This is a genomic window from Peribacillus sp. NPDC101480 (assembly GCF_050277335.1).
In the GTDB taxonomy this organism is placed as follows: domain Bacteria; phylum Bacillota; class Bacilli; order Bacillales; family DSM-1321; genus Peribacillus.
Window position 1 is genome coordinate 333,247 of record NZ_JBNNSB010000003.1, and the last position, 16,612, is coordinate 349,858.

At 43.7% G+C, this 16,612-nt stretch carries 13 protein-coding genes; 10 read left to right on the forward strand and 3 right to left on the reverse strand.

What is annotated here, in order from left to right:
- Window positions 1–76 precede the first annotated feature (76 nt).
- Window positions 77–2,299, reverse strand: a complete 2,223-nt coding sequence (locus tag ACQKMF_RS12865; RefSeq protein ID WP_427573555.1) for an MMPL family transporter — start codon at window positions 2,297–2,299, stop codon at window positions 77–79.
- 260 nt (window positions 2,300–2,559) lie between these two features.
- On the opposite strand from ACQKMF_RS12865, the gene ACQKMF_RS12870 reads away from it, so the two are divergent.
- The 10 genes from ACQKMF_RS12870 to ACQKMF_RS12915 all read left to right on the forward strand — a co-directional run bounded on the left by ACQKMF_RS12870 (window position 2,560) and on the right by ACQKMF_RS12915 (window position 15,719).
- On the forward strand, window positions 2,560–4,137 hold the full coding sequence (locus tag ACQKMF_RS12870; RefSeq protein WP_402943514.1) for a catalase: 1,578 nt from the start codon (window positions 2,560–2,562) through the stop codon (window positions 4,135–4,137).
- A gap of 190 nt (window positions 4,138–4,327) precedes the next feature.
- Window positions 4,328–4,558 (forward strand): CsbA family protein, encoded by a 231-nt coding sequence (locus ACQKMF_RS12875; RefSeq protein WP_101223739.1) that lies wholly within the window; start codon window positions 4,328–4,330, stop codon window positions 4,556–4,558.
- A gap of 218 nt (window positions 4,559–4,776) precedes the next feature.
- Window positions 4,777–6,762 (forward strand): excinuclease ABC subunit UvrB, encoded by a 1,986-nt coding sequence (gene uvrB, locus ACQKMF_RS12880; RefSeq protein ID WP_230176159.1) that lies wholly within the window; start codon window positions 4,777–4,779, stop codon window positions 6,760–6,762.
- 6 nt (window positions 6,763–6,768) lie between these two features.
- Window positions 6,769–9,648: an excinuclease ABC subunit UvrA gene (gene uvrA / locus ACQKMF_RS12885; RefSeq protein WP_101223738.1), complete on the forward strand. Its 2,880-nt coding sequence runs from the start codon at window positions 6,769–6,771 to the stop codon at window positions 9,646–9,648.
- Window positions 9,649–10,148: 500 nt separating this feature from the next.
- Complete coding sequence (locus tag ACQKMF_RS12890) at window positions 10,149–11,249, forward strand: DUF4097 family beta strand repeat-containing protein (RefSeq protein WP_427573558.1); 1,101 nt, start codon at window positions 10,149–10,151, stop codon at window positions 11,247–11,249.
- Window positions 11,250–11,799: 550 nt separating this feature from the next.
- On the forward strand, window positions 11,800–12,735 hold the full coding sequence (gene hprK, locus ACQKMF_RS12895; protein WP_101223736.1) for an HPr(Ser) kinase/phosphatase: 936 nt from the start codon (window positions 11,800–11,802) through the stop codon (window positions 12,733–12,735).
- A gap of 26 nt (window positions 12,736–12,761) precedes the next feature.
- Window positions 12,762–13,574, forward strand: coding sequence for a prolipoprotein diacylglyceryl transferase (gene lgt / locus ACQKMF_RS12900; RefSeq protein ID WP_101223735.1), 813 nt, complete (start codon window positions 12,762–12,764; stop codon window positions 13,572–13,574).
- A 27-nt stretch (window positions 13,575–13,601) separates the two neighbouring features.
- Window positions 13,602–14,546, forward strand: a complete 945-nt coding sequence (locus ACQKMF_RS12905; RefSeq protein ID WP_101223734.1) for a nucleoside recognition domain-containing protein — start codon at window positions 13,602–13,604, stop codon at window positions 14,544–14,546.
- Window positions 14,536–15,204, forward strand: coding sequence for a pyrophosphatase PpaX (gene ppaX / locus ACQKMF_RS12910; protein WP_402943524.1), 669 nt, complete (start codon window positions 14,536–14,538; stop codon window positions 15,202–15,204). The genes ACQKMF_RS12905 and ppaX overlap by 11 nt, the downstream gene beginning before the upstream one ends.
- Complete coding sequence (locus tag ACQKMF_RS12915) at window positions 15,201–15,719, forward strand: acyltransferase (protein ID WP_101223732.1); 519 nt, start codon at window positions 15,201–15,203, stop codon at window positions 15,717–15,719. Before ppaX ends, ACQKMF_RS12915 begins: the two co-directional genes overlap by 4 nt.
- A 36-nt stretch (window positions 15,720–15,755) precedes the next feature.
- Here the strand turns inward: ACQKMF_RS12915 and ACQKMF_RS12920 are convergent, their stop codons facing one another.
- Both ACQKMF_RS12920 and ACQKMF_RS12925 read right to left on the reverse strand, forming a co-directional pair.
- Window positions 15,756–15,899 (reverse strand): hypothetical protein, encoded by a 144-nt coding sequence (locus tag ACQKMF_RS12920; RefSeq protein ID WP_157831062.1) that lies wholly within the window; start codon window positions 15,897–15,899, stop codon window positions 15,756–15,758.
- A gap of 70 nt (window positions 15,900–15,969) precedes the next feature.
- The gene (locus tag ACQKMF_RS12925; RefSeq protein WP_427573563.1) at window positions 15,970–16,611 is read right to left on the reverse strand and encodes a class D sortase; all 642 of its coding nucleotides are present in this window, start codon (window positions 16,609–16,611) and stop codon (window positions 15,970–15,972) included.
- Window position 16,612 lies beyond the last annotated feature (1 nt).

Sequence of the window (16,612 nt, forward strand, 5' to 3'; positions counted from 1 at the left end):
AAAACATGAAAAACCCTGTGCATTTATGAGGCACAGGGTTTTTCATTATGAAGAAAAGTAAAGCTGACTACCTTAATTAATTGGCATGATCTTTCTCTTCTTGATCGGTCACTTTACTTGGCCAAAAGGCATGGCGGCCAAGCAGGGCGGTAATCGCAGGAACAAGGAACGGGCGCACAATGAATGTGTCCATTAACACACCAAGAGCAGTAATGAGCCCGAATTGAACCAATACTTGAATCGGAAGTGTGGCTAGAACGGAAAAAGTGGCTGCCAAGATTATTCCGGCGGAAGTGATGACACCGCTAGTTTCGGCAACGCCTTTTCTGATGGCCTGCTTGATTGGCATCGTTTCTTTCTTACGCCAAATGCTTGAAACCATGAAAATGTTATAGTCTTCTCCAAGTGCAACAAGGAATACGAAAGAATAAAGTGGAATCGTCCCCTCTATGGCATCGACACCCATGAAATAGTGCAGGATTATCCAACCTAAGCCCATAGCAGCAAAGAATGAGAGAATCACTGTCCCCATTAAATACACCATGGCTGTCACAGATCGCAAGTAGGCTAAAAGGAGTAAGGAAATCAGGACGATGATGATCGGGATGATCATGAATTCATCTGCCTTTACGGTATCCCTTTTATCGAATTGCGTCGCAGTTTGCCCGCCAATCCAAACCTTATCTTCGACGGAAGATATATTGGCGGCCTTCAATTCTTTCTCCGCAATTGTGCGGATTTCCGGAATGGAATCAATTGCCTCGATATCATATGGGTTGGTGTTGAATTTGACCTCATAGGATTGCAGATCTTCATTGGATTTACTTGTGACTGGATCAGCCACACTTTCAACAATATTCATCCCTTCTAATGTCGGCGCTAAATCAATATCTTCACCATTCGTTTCGACAACCACTGTGGCTGGTGCCAGTTCGCCCGGTGAGTACGAGTCGGAAATGACAGAATAGCCTTCGCGGGAGTTCATATCTTCAGGGAAGGAAGAGAGAATATCATATGAATATTTTATTTGTGAAGAATATCCTGCTAAAACACTGAAGATGATCAGGCATGTAAGAATGACGGTCCATGGCTTGGTTGTGACGATATGTCCAATCCAGTTTCCGATGCGGCCTTCTTTATGCTTTTTGACGGCTTTTCCCTTTTTCTTGGCCCGTGCTTCTTCCATTTCTGGGGTACGAGGAACGATTGGGAAGAAGGAAGCCCTTCCGAATACAGAAAGCAATGCCGGTACAAGTGTTAAAGCTGCCAGCATCATGATTAAAATCGACAAGCTGAATGGTACAGCGAAACGGTGGTAGGCTCCGTATTTCGCTACAAGCAATGTTAGCAGCGAGATGACGATCGTAAGGCCGCTCATCGCAATGGCGCCTGATGAATCTTTAAATGCGGAGATCATGGCTTTCCGTTTGCTTTCATGATTTCTTAATTCACTTCTGTAGTGAGAAATTAAAAATAGACAATAATCCGTTCCGGCACCGAATAATAATACGGTCATGATCGAAATGGCCTGTGAATCGACTGTAATCCAACCATGATCTGCCATGAATCCAAGGATCGGGCTTGTGACAATATAGGCGAATCCTACTCCGATTAAAGGGATGATGGCTAAAAGCGGGGAACGGTAAATGAGTAATAATACGACAAGTACAAGTATTACGGTAGCTAATAGCAATTTGAAATCAGCACCTGAAAATAATCCTGTTGCATCGACGGATATCCCTACAGGGCCTGTCACTCGAAGTGATAATTCATCTGAATCTGTAGGGACCTTGAATGGGTCAGATCCAATGCGTTCCGAAACTATTTCATTAATGCTCTCAAGATTTTTTTCAAGAATTTCAGTCTCGGTCTTTTCTTTAAAGAAAAGCGGCTGTACGAAAGTCGTTCCATCTTCTGAAACCGAGCCTTGAAGAGCACGCAACGGAATTTCATGAAGCGGCGGTAAAAAAGATTGCTGTATCAAAGGGTTACCTGTCAATTCCTTGGAAAGGTACTGGATTTCGGCCAAGTCGGCCTCTGTCAGTCCACCTTCCCGATGCCATGTAAGCAGGGCAGGTATTCCAGAGGAATTTGGAAACTCTTCTTTAATAAGTTCATCAGCCACGACGGAAGGTGAGTCTTCAGGCAAGTCGGCGGCATTATTTGCTGTTCGATCATTAACGGCAGGCAATGTGATGGTTAATCCGATTGCTGCAATTATCCATACAGCAATGACAACCCAACGACTGATTTTTCCTGTCATCATCCTGCCAAGTTTTCCTAATATTGATTCGTCCAATGAAGGCACCCCGCTTTTTGAATTTTTTATCCTTAGTTCATTATAATGGTGTGCTGTTGACATATACAAAAATGGGTATGCTCACTCCAACTGCTAAATGCTTCAAGTCGTTAATGGCATGAAAATCTGCTCATCGATATATAGGGGAAAAGTACTTATTTACTAATTTCAATTAAATTTTGAAGATTGAAGAGTTAAATATAGGAGATAGGGGAAAGTATAGTAGTATTATGGCTTTTATTAACAAGGGAGGGATTTTTTTGTCTGATAAATCAAAAAAAACAAATGATGAATCGAAAGAAACATTAACGAACAGGCAAGGGCACCCGGTAACGAATAACCAGAGTATTAGAACTGTAGGGAACAGAGGACCTAGTACACTTGAGAACTATGATTTCCTGGAAAAGATCAGCCACTTCGATAGGGAGCGTATCCCTGAACGGGTTGTGCATGCCCGCGGTGCAGGTGCGCATGGTTATTTCGTTCCGACCGGTAAAGCGGGGGACGAGCCGATTTCAAAATATACGAGAGCGAAGGTTTTTCAGGAAGAAGGTAAAAAAACCCCGGTATTCGTGAGATTTTCATCTGTTATTCATGGAGGGACGTCCCCGGAAACGTTACGTGACCCAAGGGGATTTGCCGTTAAATTTTATACGGAAGACGGAAACTGGGATCTTGTAGGCAATAACCTGAAAATTTTCTTTATCCGTGATGCCATGAAATTCCCGGATTTGATTCATGCCTTCAAACCGGATCCGGTCACGAATATTCAGGACGGCAGGAGGATTTTCGATTTTTGCTCGAGTTCGCCTGAAACATTCCATATGGTTACCTTTGTGTTTTCCCCATGGGGCATTCCAGCTAACTATCGCATGATGCAAGGATCAGGGGTCAATACTTATAAATGGGTGAATGAGGAAGGGAAAGCAGTGCTTGTCAAGTATCATTGGGAACCGAAACAAGGGATCAAGAACCTGACACAGCAAGAGGCCAATGAAATTCAAGCTACGAATTTCAATCATGCCACACAGGATCTTTATGAAGCGATCGAACGCGGTGACTATCCTGAATGGGATCTCAACGTACAGATCATGAGTGATGATGATCATCCTGAGTTGGATTTCGATCCGTTGGATGATACGAAGATCTGGCCGAAAGATGAGTTCCCTTGGCTGCATGTCGGTACGATGGTATTGAATAAAAACCCTGAAGACTATTTCACTGAAGTCGAACAGGCTGCATTCGGCACAGGTGTCCTAGTGGATGGACTGGACTTTTCTGATGACAAGATGTTACAGGGACGTACATTCTCTTATTCCGATACACAGCGTCACCGTGTTGGCGCGAATTATCTGCAATTGCCGATCAATGCTCCGAAAAAACGAACAGCCACGAATCAGACTGGCGGACAGATGCAATATGAAGTTGGCAGAGGCAGCCAAAGCCCCCACATCAACTACGAACCATCAACTGTCGGCGGCTTGAAAGAAGCCAAGCAGACGGGCAAGGAGCATACACCTATGGTGGAAGGGAAACTTGTTCGTGAGACAATCGATCGTCAAAATAATACGAAACAGGCCGGGGAAACATTCCGTGAATTCGAGGATTGGGAAAAGGACGATTTAATTTCCAATTTAGTGGCGGCATTGGCTCCTGCCGACAAGCGCATTCAGGAAAAAATGATAGCACTTGCCGAAGAGGCCGATGAAGAGTATGGCCGCAGATTGAAAGAGGGACTGGCCTCGGCTTCTGAACATACGGAATCTTCAAAACCACTGGGCGGGACGGATAACCCTGAGGATGCCGTTAGTAAAGGACATGAAGCGGATCCATATTGATGGGACTAAAAAAGAGGCAAACTTCCCTATAAAGGGGTTTGCCTCTTTTTTTAATGGGCATAATTGATGGAAGTGTGGAAGATTCTTCTGATGATGCCTTGAAAATCAAGTGGGAAATTGATTGGCAAAAAACTTGATAATCATTTAAACTGAAACTACTCTATTTTTCTCTTATAAAGGAGATGAAAAAATGATTAAATTTCTTTCTGCCCTTTTCCTTCCTTGTCTACTCGTCATGCTATTTTCAAGGGTCACCTATAACAATGTCGTGGGCCTTGTTTTAACTGTTGCCTTGATTACAGCTTCCGCATATAAAGGTTATACGCATACAAACTTATTGATCATCGTCGATGCCTTATCCCTAACAGTGGGATTTTGGTTATCAAAAAGAATGATGAAACGTACATCCAAGAGCGCCTGACACAAAAGGTGCTTTTTTTGTACCCAAACTTGTCATTCCCCTCAACACATCATGAAGTCCATAAAACAAAAATAGAATGGATGTTCGCTTATTGCTGGTTTGTTTTAAGGCTATTGTGGTAGAATGTGTATATATGCTTTATCAAACCGGAATAAATAGAAGGGATATAGTTATGTCCCGTTTTCATATAAAAATATTTCAATAGGAGGCTATGCTTGGTGAAGGATAAGTTTGAGTTAGTCTCAAAATACTCTCCTCAAGGAGATCAGCCGGCAGCAATTGAAATGCTGGTCGAAGGGATTAAGGAAGGCAAGGAAATGCAGACGTTATTGGGGGCAACCGGGACAGGGAAAACGTTCACCGTTTCCAATGTGATTCAAAGAATCAATAAACCGACTCTTGTCATTGCCCACAATAAAACGTTGGCAGGGCAGCTTTATAGTGAGTTCAAAGAGTTCTTCCCTAATAATGCCGTTGAGTACTTCGTTAGCTATTATGATTACTACCAGCCGGAGGCTTATGTTCCATCCACGGATACATTCATCGAGAAAGATGCAAGCATCAATGATGAAATCGATAAACTGCGTCACTCGGCAACCTCGTCTTTGTTCGAAAGGAAAGATGTCATCATCATTGCCAGTGTTTCGTGCATATATGGACTCGGTTCTCCTGAAGAGTACCGGGAGATGGTCGTTTCCCTCCGAACAGGCATGGAGATAGACCGGAATGCCTTGCTGCACAGACTCGTGGATATTCAATATGAACGTAATGATATTGCTTTCCAACGGGGGACCTTCCGCGTTCGCGGCGACGTGGTCGAAATTTTCCCGGCCTCACGTGATGAACATTGCGTACGGGTCGAGTTCTTCGGGGATGAGATTGACCGTATTCGTGAAGTCGATGCCCTGACTGGCGAAATTACCGGTGAACGGGATCATATCGCCATTTTCCCGGCTTCCCACTTCGTAACCCGCGAAGAGAAAATGCGGGTAGCCATTCAAAATATCGAAACGGAACTGGAAGAACGATTGAAGGAATTAAGGGAAGATGAAAAACTCCTTGAAGCGCAGCGCTTGGAGCAGCGGACCCGTTATGATCTGGAAATGATGCGTGAAATGGGCTTTTGTTCAGGGATCGAGAACTATTCCCGCCATTTGACGCTTCGTCCCGCAGGTGCGACACCATACACTTTAATAGATTACTTTCCAGAGGATTTCCTATTGGTCGTGGATGAATCACACGTAACCCTCTCGCAAATCCGCGGAATGTTCAATGGAGATCAGGCGCGTAAGCAAGTGCTCGTCGATCACGGCTTCCGTCTGCCGTCTGCGAAAGATAACCGCCCGCTAAGATTTGAGGAATTTGAAAAAAAGGTCCATCAATCCATATTCGTTTCGGCAACTCCGGGACCATATGAACTCGAACATACCCCGGAAATGGTTCAGCAGATCATCCGTCCTACCGGATTGCTGGATCCGACGGTGGAAGTGCGGCCGATTGAAGGGCAAATAGATGACTTGATCGGTGAAATACAGGAGCGCGTCAAAAAGAACGAGCGTGTGCTCATAACGACCTTGACGAAAAAGATGTCTGAGGATTTAACTGATTATTTAAAGGAAATCGGCATCAAGGTCCAATATCTTCATTCGGAAGTGAAGACCTTGGAAAGGATAGAAATCATCCGGGAACTTCGAATGGGCAAATATGATGTTCTAGTTGGAATCAATCTTTTAAGGGAAGGCCTCGATATTCCGGAAGTGTCGTTAGTGACCATTCTGGATGCCGATAAAGAAGGGTTCCTTCGCTCGGAACGTTCGCTTATTCAAACGATGGGCCGTGCAGCCCGTAATGCGAACGGCCACGTCATCATGTATGCAGACCGAATCACGAATTCGATGGAACTTGCCATCAATGAAACGAGGCGGCGCCGTGAAATCCAGGAAAATTATAATAAAGAGCATGGAATATTGCCTCAAACCATTCAAAAGGATATCCGCGACTCCATAAGGGCGACTCATGTTGCCGAAGAAGGCGAAGAGTATAAGGAAGACCTTGCACCAAGCCTCGCGAAGCTTCCTAAAAAAGAGCGTTTAAAAGTGATGGCAAGCATGGAAAAAGAAATGAAGGAAGCGGCAAAGGCACTGGACTTCGAGCGAGCTGCCGAGCTGCGTGATTTATTACTAGAGTTAAAAGCGGAAGGGTGACGAAACATGGCAATGGATAAAATTGTGATAAAAGGCGCCAGGGCCAACAATTTAAAGAATATTGATATCACGATACCGAGAGACAAACTTGTTGTGCTGACCGGATTATCCGGATCTGGAAAGTCTTCCTTGGCTTTTGATACGATTTATGCAGAAGGGCAAAGACGTTATGTGGAATCACTTTCCGCTTATGCTCGTCAATTCTTAGGCCAAGTGGATAAACCGGATGTCGATGCGATAGAAGGTTTGTCACCAGCCATTTCCATAGACCAGAAAACGACCAGTCGAAATCCTCGTTCAACCGTAGGGACTGTTACGGAGATCTATGATTATTTAAGGCTGTTATTTGCACGGGTCGGCAGGCCGACCTGTCCCATCCATAATATAGAAATCACCTCACAAACGATAGAGCAAATGGTGGACCGCATTCTTGATTACCCTGAGCGAACCAAGCTTCAGGTATTGGCACCGCTAGTCTCAGGCAGAAAAGGGACACATGCGAAAGTTTTGGAGGAAGTTAAGAAACAAGGATATGTCCGCATTCGTGTGAACGGGGAAATGCATGACCTCAGCGATGAGATCACTCTCGAAAAAAATAAAAAACATTCGATTGAAGTCATCATAGACCGAATCGTCATAAAAGAGGGTATCATGGCCAGGCTTGCAGATTCATTGGAAAGTGCTTTGCAGCTTGGCGAAGGTAAAGTCATCATTGACGTCATGGGTGAGGAAGAACTGCTGTTCAGTGAACATCATGCTTGTCCATACTGCGGATTTTCGATTGAAGAGTTAGAGCCTAGAATGTTTTCCTTCAATAGCCCGTTTGGGGCCTGCCCGGATTGTGATGGCTTGGGGGCAAGGCTTGAGGTGGACCGTGATCTGGTCATCCCGAATAACGAATTAAGCCTCCGTCAACATGCAATTGCGCCATGGGAGCCGACTAGTTCTCAATATTACCCTCAGCTCCTTGAAGCGGTGGCAAACCATTATGGGATAGATATGGATGTGCCCGTTAAGGATTTACCGGAAGAGAAGATGGATAAGGTCTTGCTTGGTTCAGGCAAAGATAAGATATATTTCCGTTATAAAAATGATTTTGGAAGAGTGCAAGAAGGATATATTCCTTTTGAAGGAGTTTTAAGAAACATCGAAAGGCGCTTCAAGGAGACGAGTTCTGACTTTATTCGTGAGCAAATGCAGAAATACATGTCAGAACATCACTGTCCAACCTGTAAGGGTCATCGATTGAAAAAAGAGAGTCTTTCCGTGCTCATTCAAGGGGTCCATATTAGTGAAACGACAGCTTTATCAGTGGAGGATGCGTTAGTATTTTTCGATGAGCTTGATTTGACTGAAAAAGAAGCTGCAATTGCGAGATTGATTTTACGTGAAATTCGTGAGCGGCTCGGTTTCCTGGCTAATGTAGGTTTGGAATATTTGACGTTGAGCAGGGCAGCGGGAACTTTATCAGGCGGTGAAGCGCAGCGTATAAGATTGGCGACGCAGATCGGTTCCCGATTGACGGGAGTCCTATATATTTTGGATGAACCTTCAATAGGGCTGCATCAGAGGGATAACGATCGATTGATCGAAACATTGAAGAATATGCGCGAAATCGGGAACACCCTCATTGTTGTCGAGCACGATGAAGATACGATGATTGCTGCGGATTATTTGATCGATGTTGGTCCTGGAGCAGGAGCGCATGGAGGGGAAATAGTGGCCGCTGGAACTCCGGAAGAGGTCATGAATAATCCTAAATCCTTAACGGGGCAATATTTAGCAGGGAAGAAATTCATTCCATTGCCATTGGAACGCCGGAAAAATGATGGCCGTGTCATTGAAATAAAAGGTGCCAAGGAAAACAATTTGAAAAACGTTAATGTGAAATTCCCCCTTGGGGTCTTTACAGCCGTAACGGGAGTCTCCGGATCAGGGAAAAGTACATTGGTGAATGAGATCCTCCATAAGTCATTGGCTCAAAAACTGAATCGGGCAAAAGCCAGACCAGGTGATTTCCGTGAAATCAAGGGAATTGAGCATTTAGATAAAGTCATTGATATTGACCAATCACCTATCGGCAGAACCCCACGATCGAATCCAGCTACCTATACGGGTGTATTCGATGATGTTCGTGACGTGTTTGCCTCGACTAATGAAGCGAAGATCCGCGGTTATAAAAAAGGAAGGTTCAGTTTCAATGTTAAGGGCGGCCGCTGTGAAGCATGCCGTGGTGATGGCATTATCAAGATTGAAATGCATTTTCTACCAGATGTCTATGTTCCATGTGAAATCTGTCATGGTAAAAGGTATAACCGGGAAACACTTGAAGTGAAATATAAAGGGAAAAACATATCCGACATTCTCGATATGACAGTCGAGGAAGGCGTTAGTTTCTTTGAAAATATCCCGAAAATCAAACGGAAGCTGCAAACGATTTATGATGTTGGTTTGGGTTATATCAAGCTTGGACAGCCTGCCACCACTTTATCAGGCGGTGAAGCGCAAAGGGTGAAACTTGCTTCCGAATTGCATCGCCGATCCACTGGGCGCTCCTTCTATATCTTGGATGAACCAACTACCGGTCTACATGTCCACGATATAGCAAGGCTGCTCCAGGTTCTGCAGCGGCTGGTTGACAATGGGGATACCGTTTTGGTAATCGAGCATAATCTGGATGTCATCAAGACGGCGGACCACATTATTGACCTGGGACCGGAAGGCGGAGATAAGGGCGGTACGATCGTCACTTATGGAACACCTGAAAAAATATGTGAAGTTTCCGAATCGTACACGGGAAAATACTTAAAACCTGTACTTACCCGTGATCAAATCCGCATGGAAAATTGGATTGAAGAAAAAGAAACTGAGCATGAACATGCTTAAAAGAAGACGGTTGGCTAGTTTCAGTTTTTCCACTAAAGGGGGTTCGGAAAACATATCTTTCATCAAATGGATGTCCGAACCAACTGACCCAAAGCAGTTCAATTCTTTATGTATGGATTTCTAGCTTAATTTTTTTAACGAAGTTGATTGTAGAGGAAGGTGCGAGACTCCTGCGGGAAAAGCGCGTGCCTGGATCGGAAATCAACCTGAATTGTAAAAGTAATAATAAAACTGCAGGCAAACTCGTTTTCTTCGAATTTGTCTACAGTCAGGAACAAGCCATCAGGCTTGTTTTTTTGTAGAAAAATGACAGTGTGCATTTAATCAATCATTTGATTAAAGAATGGGAAAACAAGATATTTCCGGGGAAATCATACATCTTCCTTTTCGGAAATTGTCATTTTCCTTTGTCGAAAGATGGGAAAAACGGTATTTATGAAACTTTTTAGATATCTAGGCGTATGTATGAATAAAATGGTAGAAGAAAGCGAGGAATGTTCATGCAGGAGGAAAGAAAGAAGATTTTAGAAATGATTCAGGATGGAAAGTTATCGGCGGAAGAAGCCTTGGGCCTTTTGGAAGAATTAGAAAAAGCCAGTCAGGAAAGTGAAGCTAAAGAGCAGAAATTGCAAAACGAATTATCGACGGTAGTCGTGGATAAGAAAAGTGAAGGAAGCACTCAGGATACGTTTAAAAAGAATATCCAGTCATCGAAAGAAAAGATTATTGATTTCGTTGAAAGTGCTTTTAAGAAAATCAAAGAAACGGATCTTGATTTCAATTTCGGGAAGTCTGTGGAGGTCAGTCATATTTTTCAGCATGAACATGATTTCCTGGATGAGGTTGATGTAGATATAGCAAATGGGAAAATAAAAATCGCCGCATGGGACCATGATGATGTCCGGGTTGAATGCCAAGCTAAGGTATACCGAGTGGAAGAAATAGAAGAAGCCAGGAAAAACTTTTTGGAAGAAGTCGATTTCACGATTGAAAATGGAAAATTGAAGTTCAAGGTTCGTGAAAAATCCATAAAGGTTGATACAATCATGTACATTCCACGGAAGGAATATGAGGACATCCATGTAAGGATGTTCAATGGCGCAATCACGACTGAATCACTGAAATCAGAGAAGCTAAAAGCGAAAACGGCAAATGGTGCCATTCATATCATGCAGGGTACGGGTGATTTCTGTGAGCTTGAAACAGGTAATGGGATGATCACCATTTCAGATACCAACTTTAATGACTTGGAAGCCGAGACCCTGAATGGAGCGATTAATGCTGCTGGATACTTCAAGAAATTGGATGTCCAAACGTTCAATGGGGAAATCATCTGTACGAATTCAGGGATGGATTGCGATTCGATCCATGCTAAGTCAGTCACTGGAAAAGTCCAGTTGACCCTGCCGCCAGGTAAGGCGATTGAAGGAGAATTGAAGTCAAATTTAGGAAGCTTTAATGTAACCTTGGAAGGGATGACAATCATCGAAGAGAAAAGTGATGTGGTTCAGAAGGTCCTTAAGTTTAAGACGGTTAAAGAAGAGGTTCATGTGCTTCATGTTTTTGCAGAAACCAAAACTGCAGCGATAACGGTTTCCTGAAGAAAGGGAAATGCCGTTGATACCACTGGCGGCTCAACTGTAGGCAAACTCGATGGAAAACGAGTTTGCCTGCAGTTTTTTTATGGCTTGTTCTAAATTTAATAACAAGTTTGATTGGAGAGGAAGGTACGAGATTCCTGCGGGAAAAGCGCGACTAGGGGAGACCCCGCAGGCGCAAGCCGAGGAGGCTCCACGACCGCCCGCGGAAAACGAGTTTCTTGAGCGGAAATCAACATCCAATTTGTATCGGAACCATACCTAAGGAGATGCTTTGGAATTGGTTCGGGAACATCATTTGATGAAAGATACGTTTCCGATCCCTTTTGTCTGCAAAGTGAGCCTGCCAATATAAATTGGCTGGCTTTCTTTTATTTTGATGTAAGGATTCATGTATGTTCCTCTCATCTCTTTCCAGTTCACTTGGCCCATCCGGGTGGAGTGAATAAAAAAACAATAAATCGATAATGCTTTGTTTGGTTATTAACAGAAAAATGCTAAAATAGAAAAAGTATCTCAAAAAATAGCATCACTCCAAAAGGAGGAAAGATATATGGCAAAAGTCCGTACAAAGGATATAGTAGAAGCGTTCGGTCTAGAACTTATCAGTGGGGAAGAAGGAATTAACAGACCGATCGTCACGAGTGATTTATCTCGTCCCGGACTTGAAATAGCCGGTTTTTTTGATTATTATCCCGCAGATCGAGTACAGCTTTTAGGTATGACGGAGATGTCCTTTTTTAATCGGCTGAATGAACCGGATCGAGTACAGAGGATGGAAGAGTTATGCAGGGACTTTACTCCAGGCATCATCATTACGCGTGGTCAGGAAGTGCCGATAGAATTGATCGAAGCGTCTGAGCGGGAATCAGTTCCTGTGATGAGATCTAATATGAAGACAACAAGGTTATACAGCCGTCTGACCAATTTCCTGGAAAGCAGGTTGGCACCAACTACTGCTGTTCATGGTGTATTGGTGGATATCTATGGGTTAGGTGTGTTGATCACCGGGAAAAGCGGCGTCGGTAAAAGTGAGACAGCCCTGGAATTAGTGAAACGGGGTCATCGTCTCGTAGCCGATGACTGCGTCGAAATCAGGCAGGAAGACCAAGATACGCTGGTCGGGAATGCCCCGGATTTAATCGAGCATCTTCTAGAAATAAGAGGATTGGGAATCATTAATGTAATGACACTTTTCGGAGCTGGCGCAGTCCGCAGCAATAAAAAGATCTCAATCGTCATCAATCTGGAACTATGGGAAAAAAACAAGCAGTATGACCGGGTTGGCCTTGATGAAGAAAAAATGAAAATCATCGATACGGAAGTGACGAAAATTACCGTACCTGTCCGTCCAGGGCGAAATTTATCTGTCATCATTGAAGTGGCAGCCATGAATTACCGCCTGAAGCGAATGGGAGTAAATGCAGCGGAACAGTTTTCAGATCGCTTGAACCACGCAATTGCAGATCCGGAACATGATGAATTTTAAAAGGTTATAAGAAAAGAGGGGACAAAATGGAACAAGGAATTCAGCCGCTGAATCCAATAGCGATAGATCTAGGTCCCATCCAGGTACATTGGTATGGACTCATCATCGGTTTCGGTGTGTTATTGGGTCTTATAATCGCTTTAAGGGAATCTGAGCGAAGAGGTCTTGATAAGGAAATTTTTACTGACATGATTTTGTTTGCTGTCCCAATCGCGATCATAAGTGCCCGTATTTATTATGTGATCTTTCAATGGGAGTACTATTCACAAAACCCGGGAGATATCATTAAAATATGGAATGGCGGAATCGCCATACATGGTGCGTTGATTGGGTCGGTACTGACTGCAATCGTGTTTGCCAAGGTCAAGAAAGTGTCATTTTGGAAGCTGGCGGATATTGCTGCACCGAGCTTATTGTTGGGGCAGGCGATTGGCCGTTGGGGTAATTTCATGAATCAGGAAGCGCATGGGGGAGAAATAACAAGGTCATTCCTTGAAAATATGCATTTGCCTGAATTCATCATAAATCAAATGTACATAAACGGTACGTATTATCACCCGACCTTTTTGTATGAATCGATTTGGAATATCCTCGGTGTCATTATTCTCTTAAGTTTACGGAAAGTGAACTTGCGCAGGGGGGAACTGTTTTTAACCTATGTAATATGGTATTCCATCGGACGTTATTACATTGAAGGATTGCGGACGGACAGTTTGATGCTGACGGATTCACTGCGTATCGCACAAGTGATCTCGATTGTATTGGTAGCTGTAGCCATCGCCTTGGTGGTCTTTAGAAGGGTCCGCGGGCATGCAGACAAAAGATATTTAGATGCATAGGTAATTTGTGTAAAGGGAGAGGGCATAGTGATAGTAGATTCGGTTAAAAAGGGACTTCTTTCAGGCTTGAATACAACCTGGTCTTTGGGGAAAGTGATATTTCCGGTTACTCTGATCGTCACTGTGCTTCAATATACGCCTGTATTGCCATTCATCATCAACTTGATAGCGCCTTTGATGAATCTCATCGGTCTTCCAGGGGATGCTGCAATTCCTCTTGTATTAGGGAATTTCCTGAATTTATATGCAGCGATTGCTGGCATATTAACGCTTGATTTGACTGTGAAAGAAGTTTTTATCATCGCTATGATGCTATCTTTTTCACATAATTTATTGATTGAGTCAGGTGTGGCGATGAAAACCGGTGTCAAGCTGTGGGTCATCCTAACAGTACGGATCGGGCTTGCGCTTTTGTCCGCGGTCGTCATCAATCTTGTTTGGCAGGGCGGATCTGAAATGGCCCAGGGAACGGCTATCGGGGAGGCTGCAGAGATTAACGGAGCGGGAGCGATCCTTTTGCATGGGGTCATCCAGGCCCTTTCAGGAATTGGCCAGCTGGCGGTCATCGTTATTCCGCTCATGGTGGCTGTTCAAATCATGAAAGATTTAAAGTGGCTGGAAGCCTTCTCGAAAGCCCTTGCACCCTTCATGAAGGTCCTGGGGATGAAGCCGAATGCTTCCATGCCTTTCGTTACAGGCCTGACTCTCGGTTTGGCATATGGGGCAGGGGTGATGATTCAAGCGGCTAAAGAGGATAATGTTTCGAAGAAGGATATGACGATTGCATTCATCTTTTTAGTTGCCTGCCATGCTGTTGTAGAAGATACATTGATTTTTATTCCGCTGGGGATTCCGGTCTTGCCGTTATTACTTATTCGGATACTCACTGCCATTGTTTTAACGATGGCCGTTGCGTATATATGGAATCGGGCTGACAGGGTACAGAGAAAGGAAGCTGTATATGAACAGTAACATAACTACATTATTATTTGATCTTGACGGGACGTTGATCAATACAAATGAATTGATCATCGCCTCATTTACAGAAACGTTAAACCACTTTTGTCCTGGAAAGTTCAATCGGGAAGATATCATTCCATTTATCGGACCGACTTTGGTCGATACTTTCTCTTCCATTGATCCAAAACAAGTGGATGAAATGATCGCTTACTATCGGGAGCATAATTGGAGGAACCATGATTTGCTTGTCACACAATTTGACGGTGTGTTCGAAACCGTTCAAACATTGAAGCAGAGCGGCTATAAATTGGCAGTCGTTACGACAAAGAAGCGTGATGTCGTCGAAAAGGGCCTGCGTTTAAGCAAACTGGATCAATTCTTTGATGTGGTGGTCACACTGGATGAGGTGGAAAAAGCAAAGCCGGATCCAGAGCCTTTGGTAAAAGCTTTAAATCAACTCGGTTCGGTTCCTGAAGAAGCGATCATGATTGGGGACAGTTATCATGATATTCTGGGCGGGAAGAACACAGGTACAAAAACGGCAGGGGTCTCATGGTCCATTAAAGGCCGTGAATTCCTGGAAAGCTATCACCCTGATTATATGCTTGAGCAGATGGCGGATTTATTGAATATCGTTGAGGTTGAAAAGCTCACGGAGGCTAGAAAATGAGACGCACGTCCCGCTATCCAGTTGAAGGGGCTAATTCACTATGGCATGTATATAAGACCGTTCCATTCTGGAAAGTCGTCAAGAATTTTGTGGTGATACAGCTAGCGCGTTATACGCCTTTTCTGGGCATGAAGAATTGGCTGTACAGGACTTTTTTACATATGAAAGTCGGAAAGCATACTTCGTTTGCCTTGATGGTCATGCCCGATGTGATGTTTCCGGAAAAAATATCAGTTGGAAGAAATACTGTCATTGGCTATAATACGACGATTCTTGCACATGAATATTTGATTCAGGAATATCGTTTAGGAGATGTAGTCATTGGGGATGAAGTATTGATTGGAGCCAATTCGACCATTCTTCCAGGACTTTCAATCGGAAATGGGGCGATTGTCTCTGCAGGTACACTTGTCCATAAGGATGTTCCAGAGGGAGCTTTCGTCGGGGGAAATCCAATGAAAATCATATATACCAAAGAAGAAATGCTTGAGAGGGAGCAGCAAACTTCCTTGTGAAAAAAAGGACTTGCCCATATATGCGGCAGGTCCTTTTTAATGGCATTTTGGGTATAACGGAGTCAGTTCATTCTTTAGATGCTCCAAGACTTCGTTGATTGATATATATTCCTGGTTCACCGTCGCTTCATACGTTTCTTTTAAAACTCGAAAAAACCTTTCCTGTGCCTGTTTATCCATATTGAGCTTGTCCTCCTATCATCTATTAAAGATTTATCAAGAGGGGGCTGAACAACTTCAGCCCCATATCTCATTTAACTATTTCCGATTTCAATAAATCGGCAACCAATACGTACCGTTCCGGAGCACTACCAATATATGAAAAAGGATAGCAGGTTGTTACTGTAAGTGTGGCTTTAGGCTTGGGAACGATCACGGTACGGTCATCTGCATCGACGATACGAACCTTCCTCACTTTATATGTAAATGAACCGGCTTCTGTCTTGGCAATCAGCAAGTCGCCTTCGCCGACTTCACCTAGATCACTGAAAATTGTATCTCGGTGCCCGGATAAAACGGAATTATCCTTTTCACCTGGGAGGACGGAGCCTGCATAATGACCGACGCCCTTTTCAAGTTCATCTTCGTCCGTTCCGTGATAAATTGGGAGTGTTGCCTCAATTGTTGGAATATAAAGCTGACCCATCAAATCACCTGTCACCGGCCGTTCTTCATATAGTTCAAGCCCATCGGAAATATTTGCCTTCGTCTTCGGTTCGGGGAGCTTAGCTGTAGCTTCCGTTGTGTCAGATTCATTCCATTTATACAGGGCATAGCCTTTTAACAGTGTATAGGCGTTTGTCGTTGTAAAATAAAAACCTAAGGTTAAAAAGCAAACAGCAGTGACAAGTAACCATTTTTTCTTATGCCTGGATTGCCTATTTTTACTCATC

Coding starts and splice junctions, on each gene's coding strand:
- ACQKMF_RS12920 (WP_157831062.1), bottom strand. CDS start 15,899: ATGGATAAACAGGCACAGGAAAGGTTTTTTCGAGTTTTAAAAGAAACG.
- hprK (WP_101223736.1), top strand. CDS start 11,800: ATGGCAAAAGTCCGTACAAAGGATATAGTAGAAGCGTTCGGTCTAGAA.
- ACQKMF_RS12890 (WP_427573558.1), top strand. CDS start 10,149: ATGCAGGAGGAAAGAAAGAAGATTTTAGAAATGATTCAGGATGGAAAG.
- lgt (WP_101223735.1), top strand. CDS start 12,762: ATGGAACAAGGAATTCAGCCGCTGAATCCAATAGCGATAGATCTAGGT.
- uvrA (WP_101223738.1), top strand. CDS start 6,769: ATGGCAATGGATAAAATTGTGATAAAAGGCGCCAGGGCCAACAATTTA.
- ACQKMF_RS12915 (WP_101223732.1), top strand. CDS start 15,201: ATGAGACGCACGTCCCGCTATCCAGTTGAAGGGGCTAATTCACTATGG.
- ppaX (WP_402943524.1), top strand. CDS start 14,536: ATGAACAGTAACATAACTACATTATTATTTGATCTTGACGGGACGTTG.
- ACQKMF_RS12925 (WP_427573563.1), bottom strand. CDS start 16,611: ATGAGTAAAAATAGGCAATCCAGGCATAAGAAAAAATGGTTACTTGTC.
- ACQKMF_RS12875 (WP_101223739.1), top strand. CDS start 4,328: ATGATTAAATTTCTTTCTGCCCTTTTCCTTCCTTGTCTACTCGTCATG.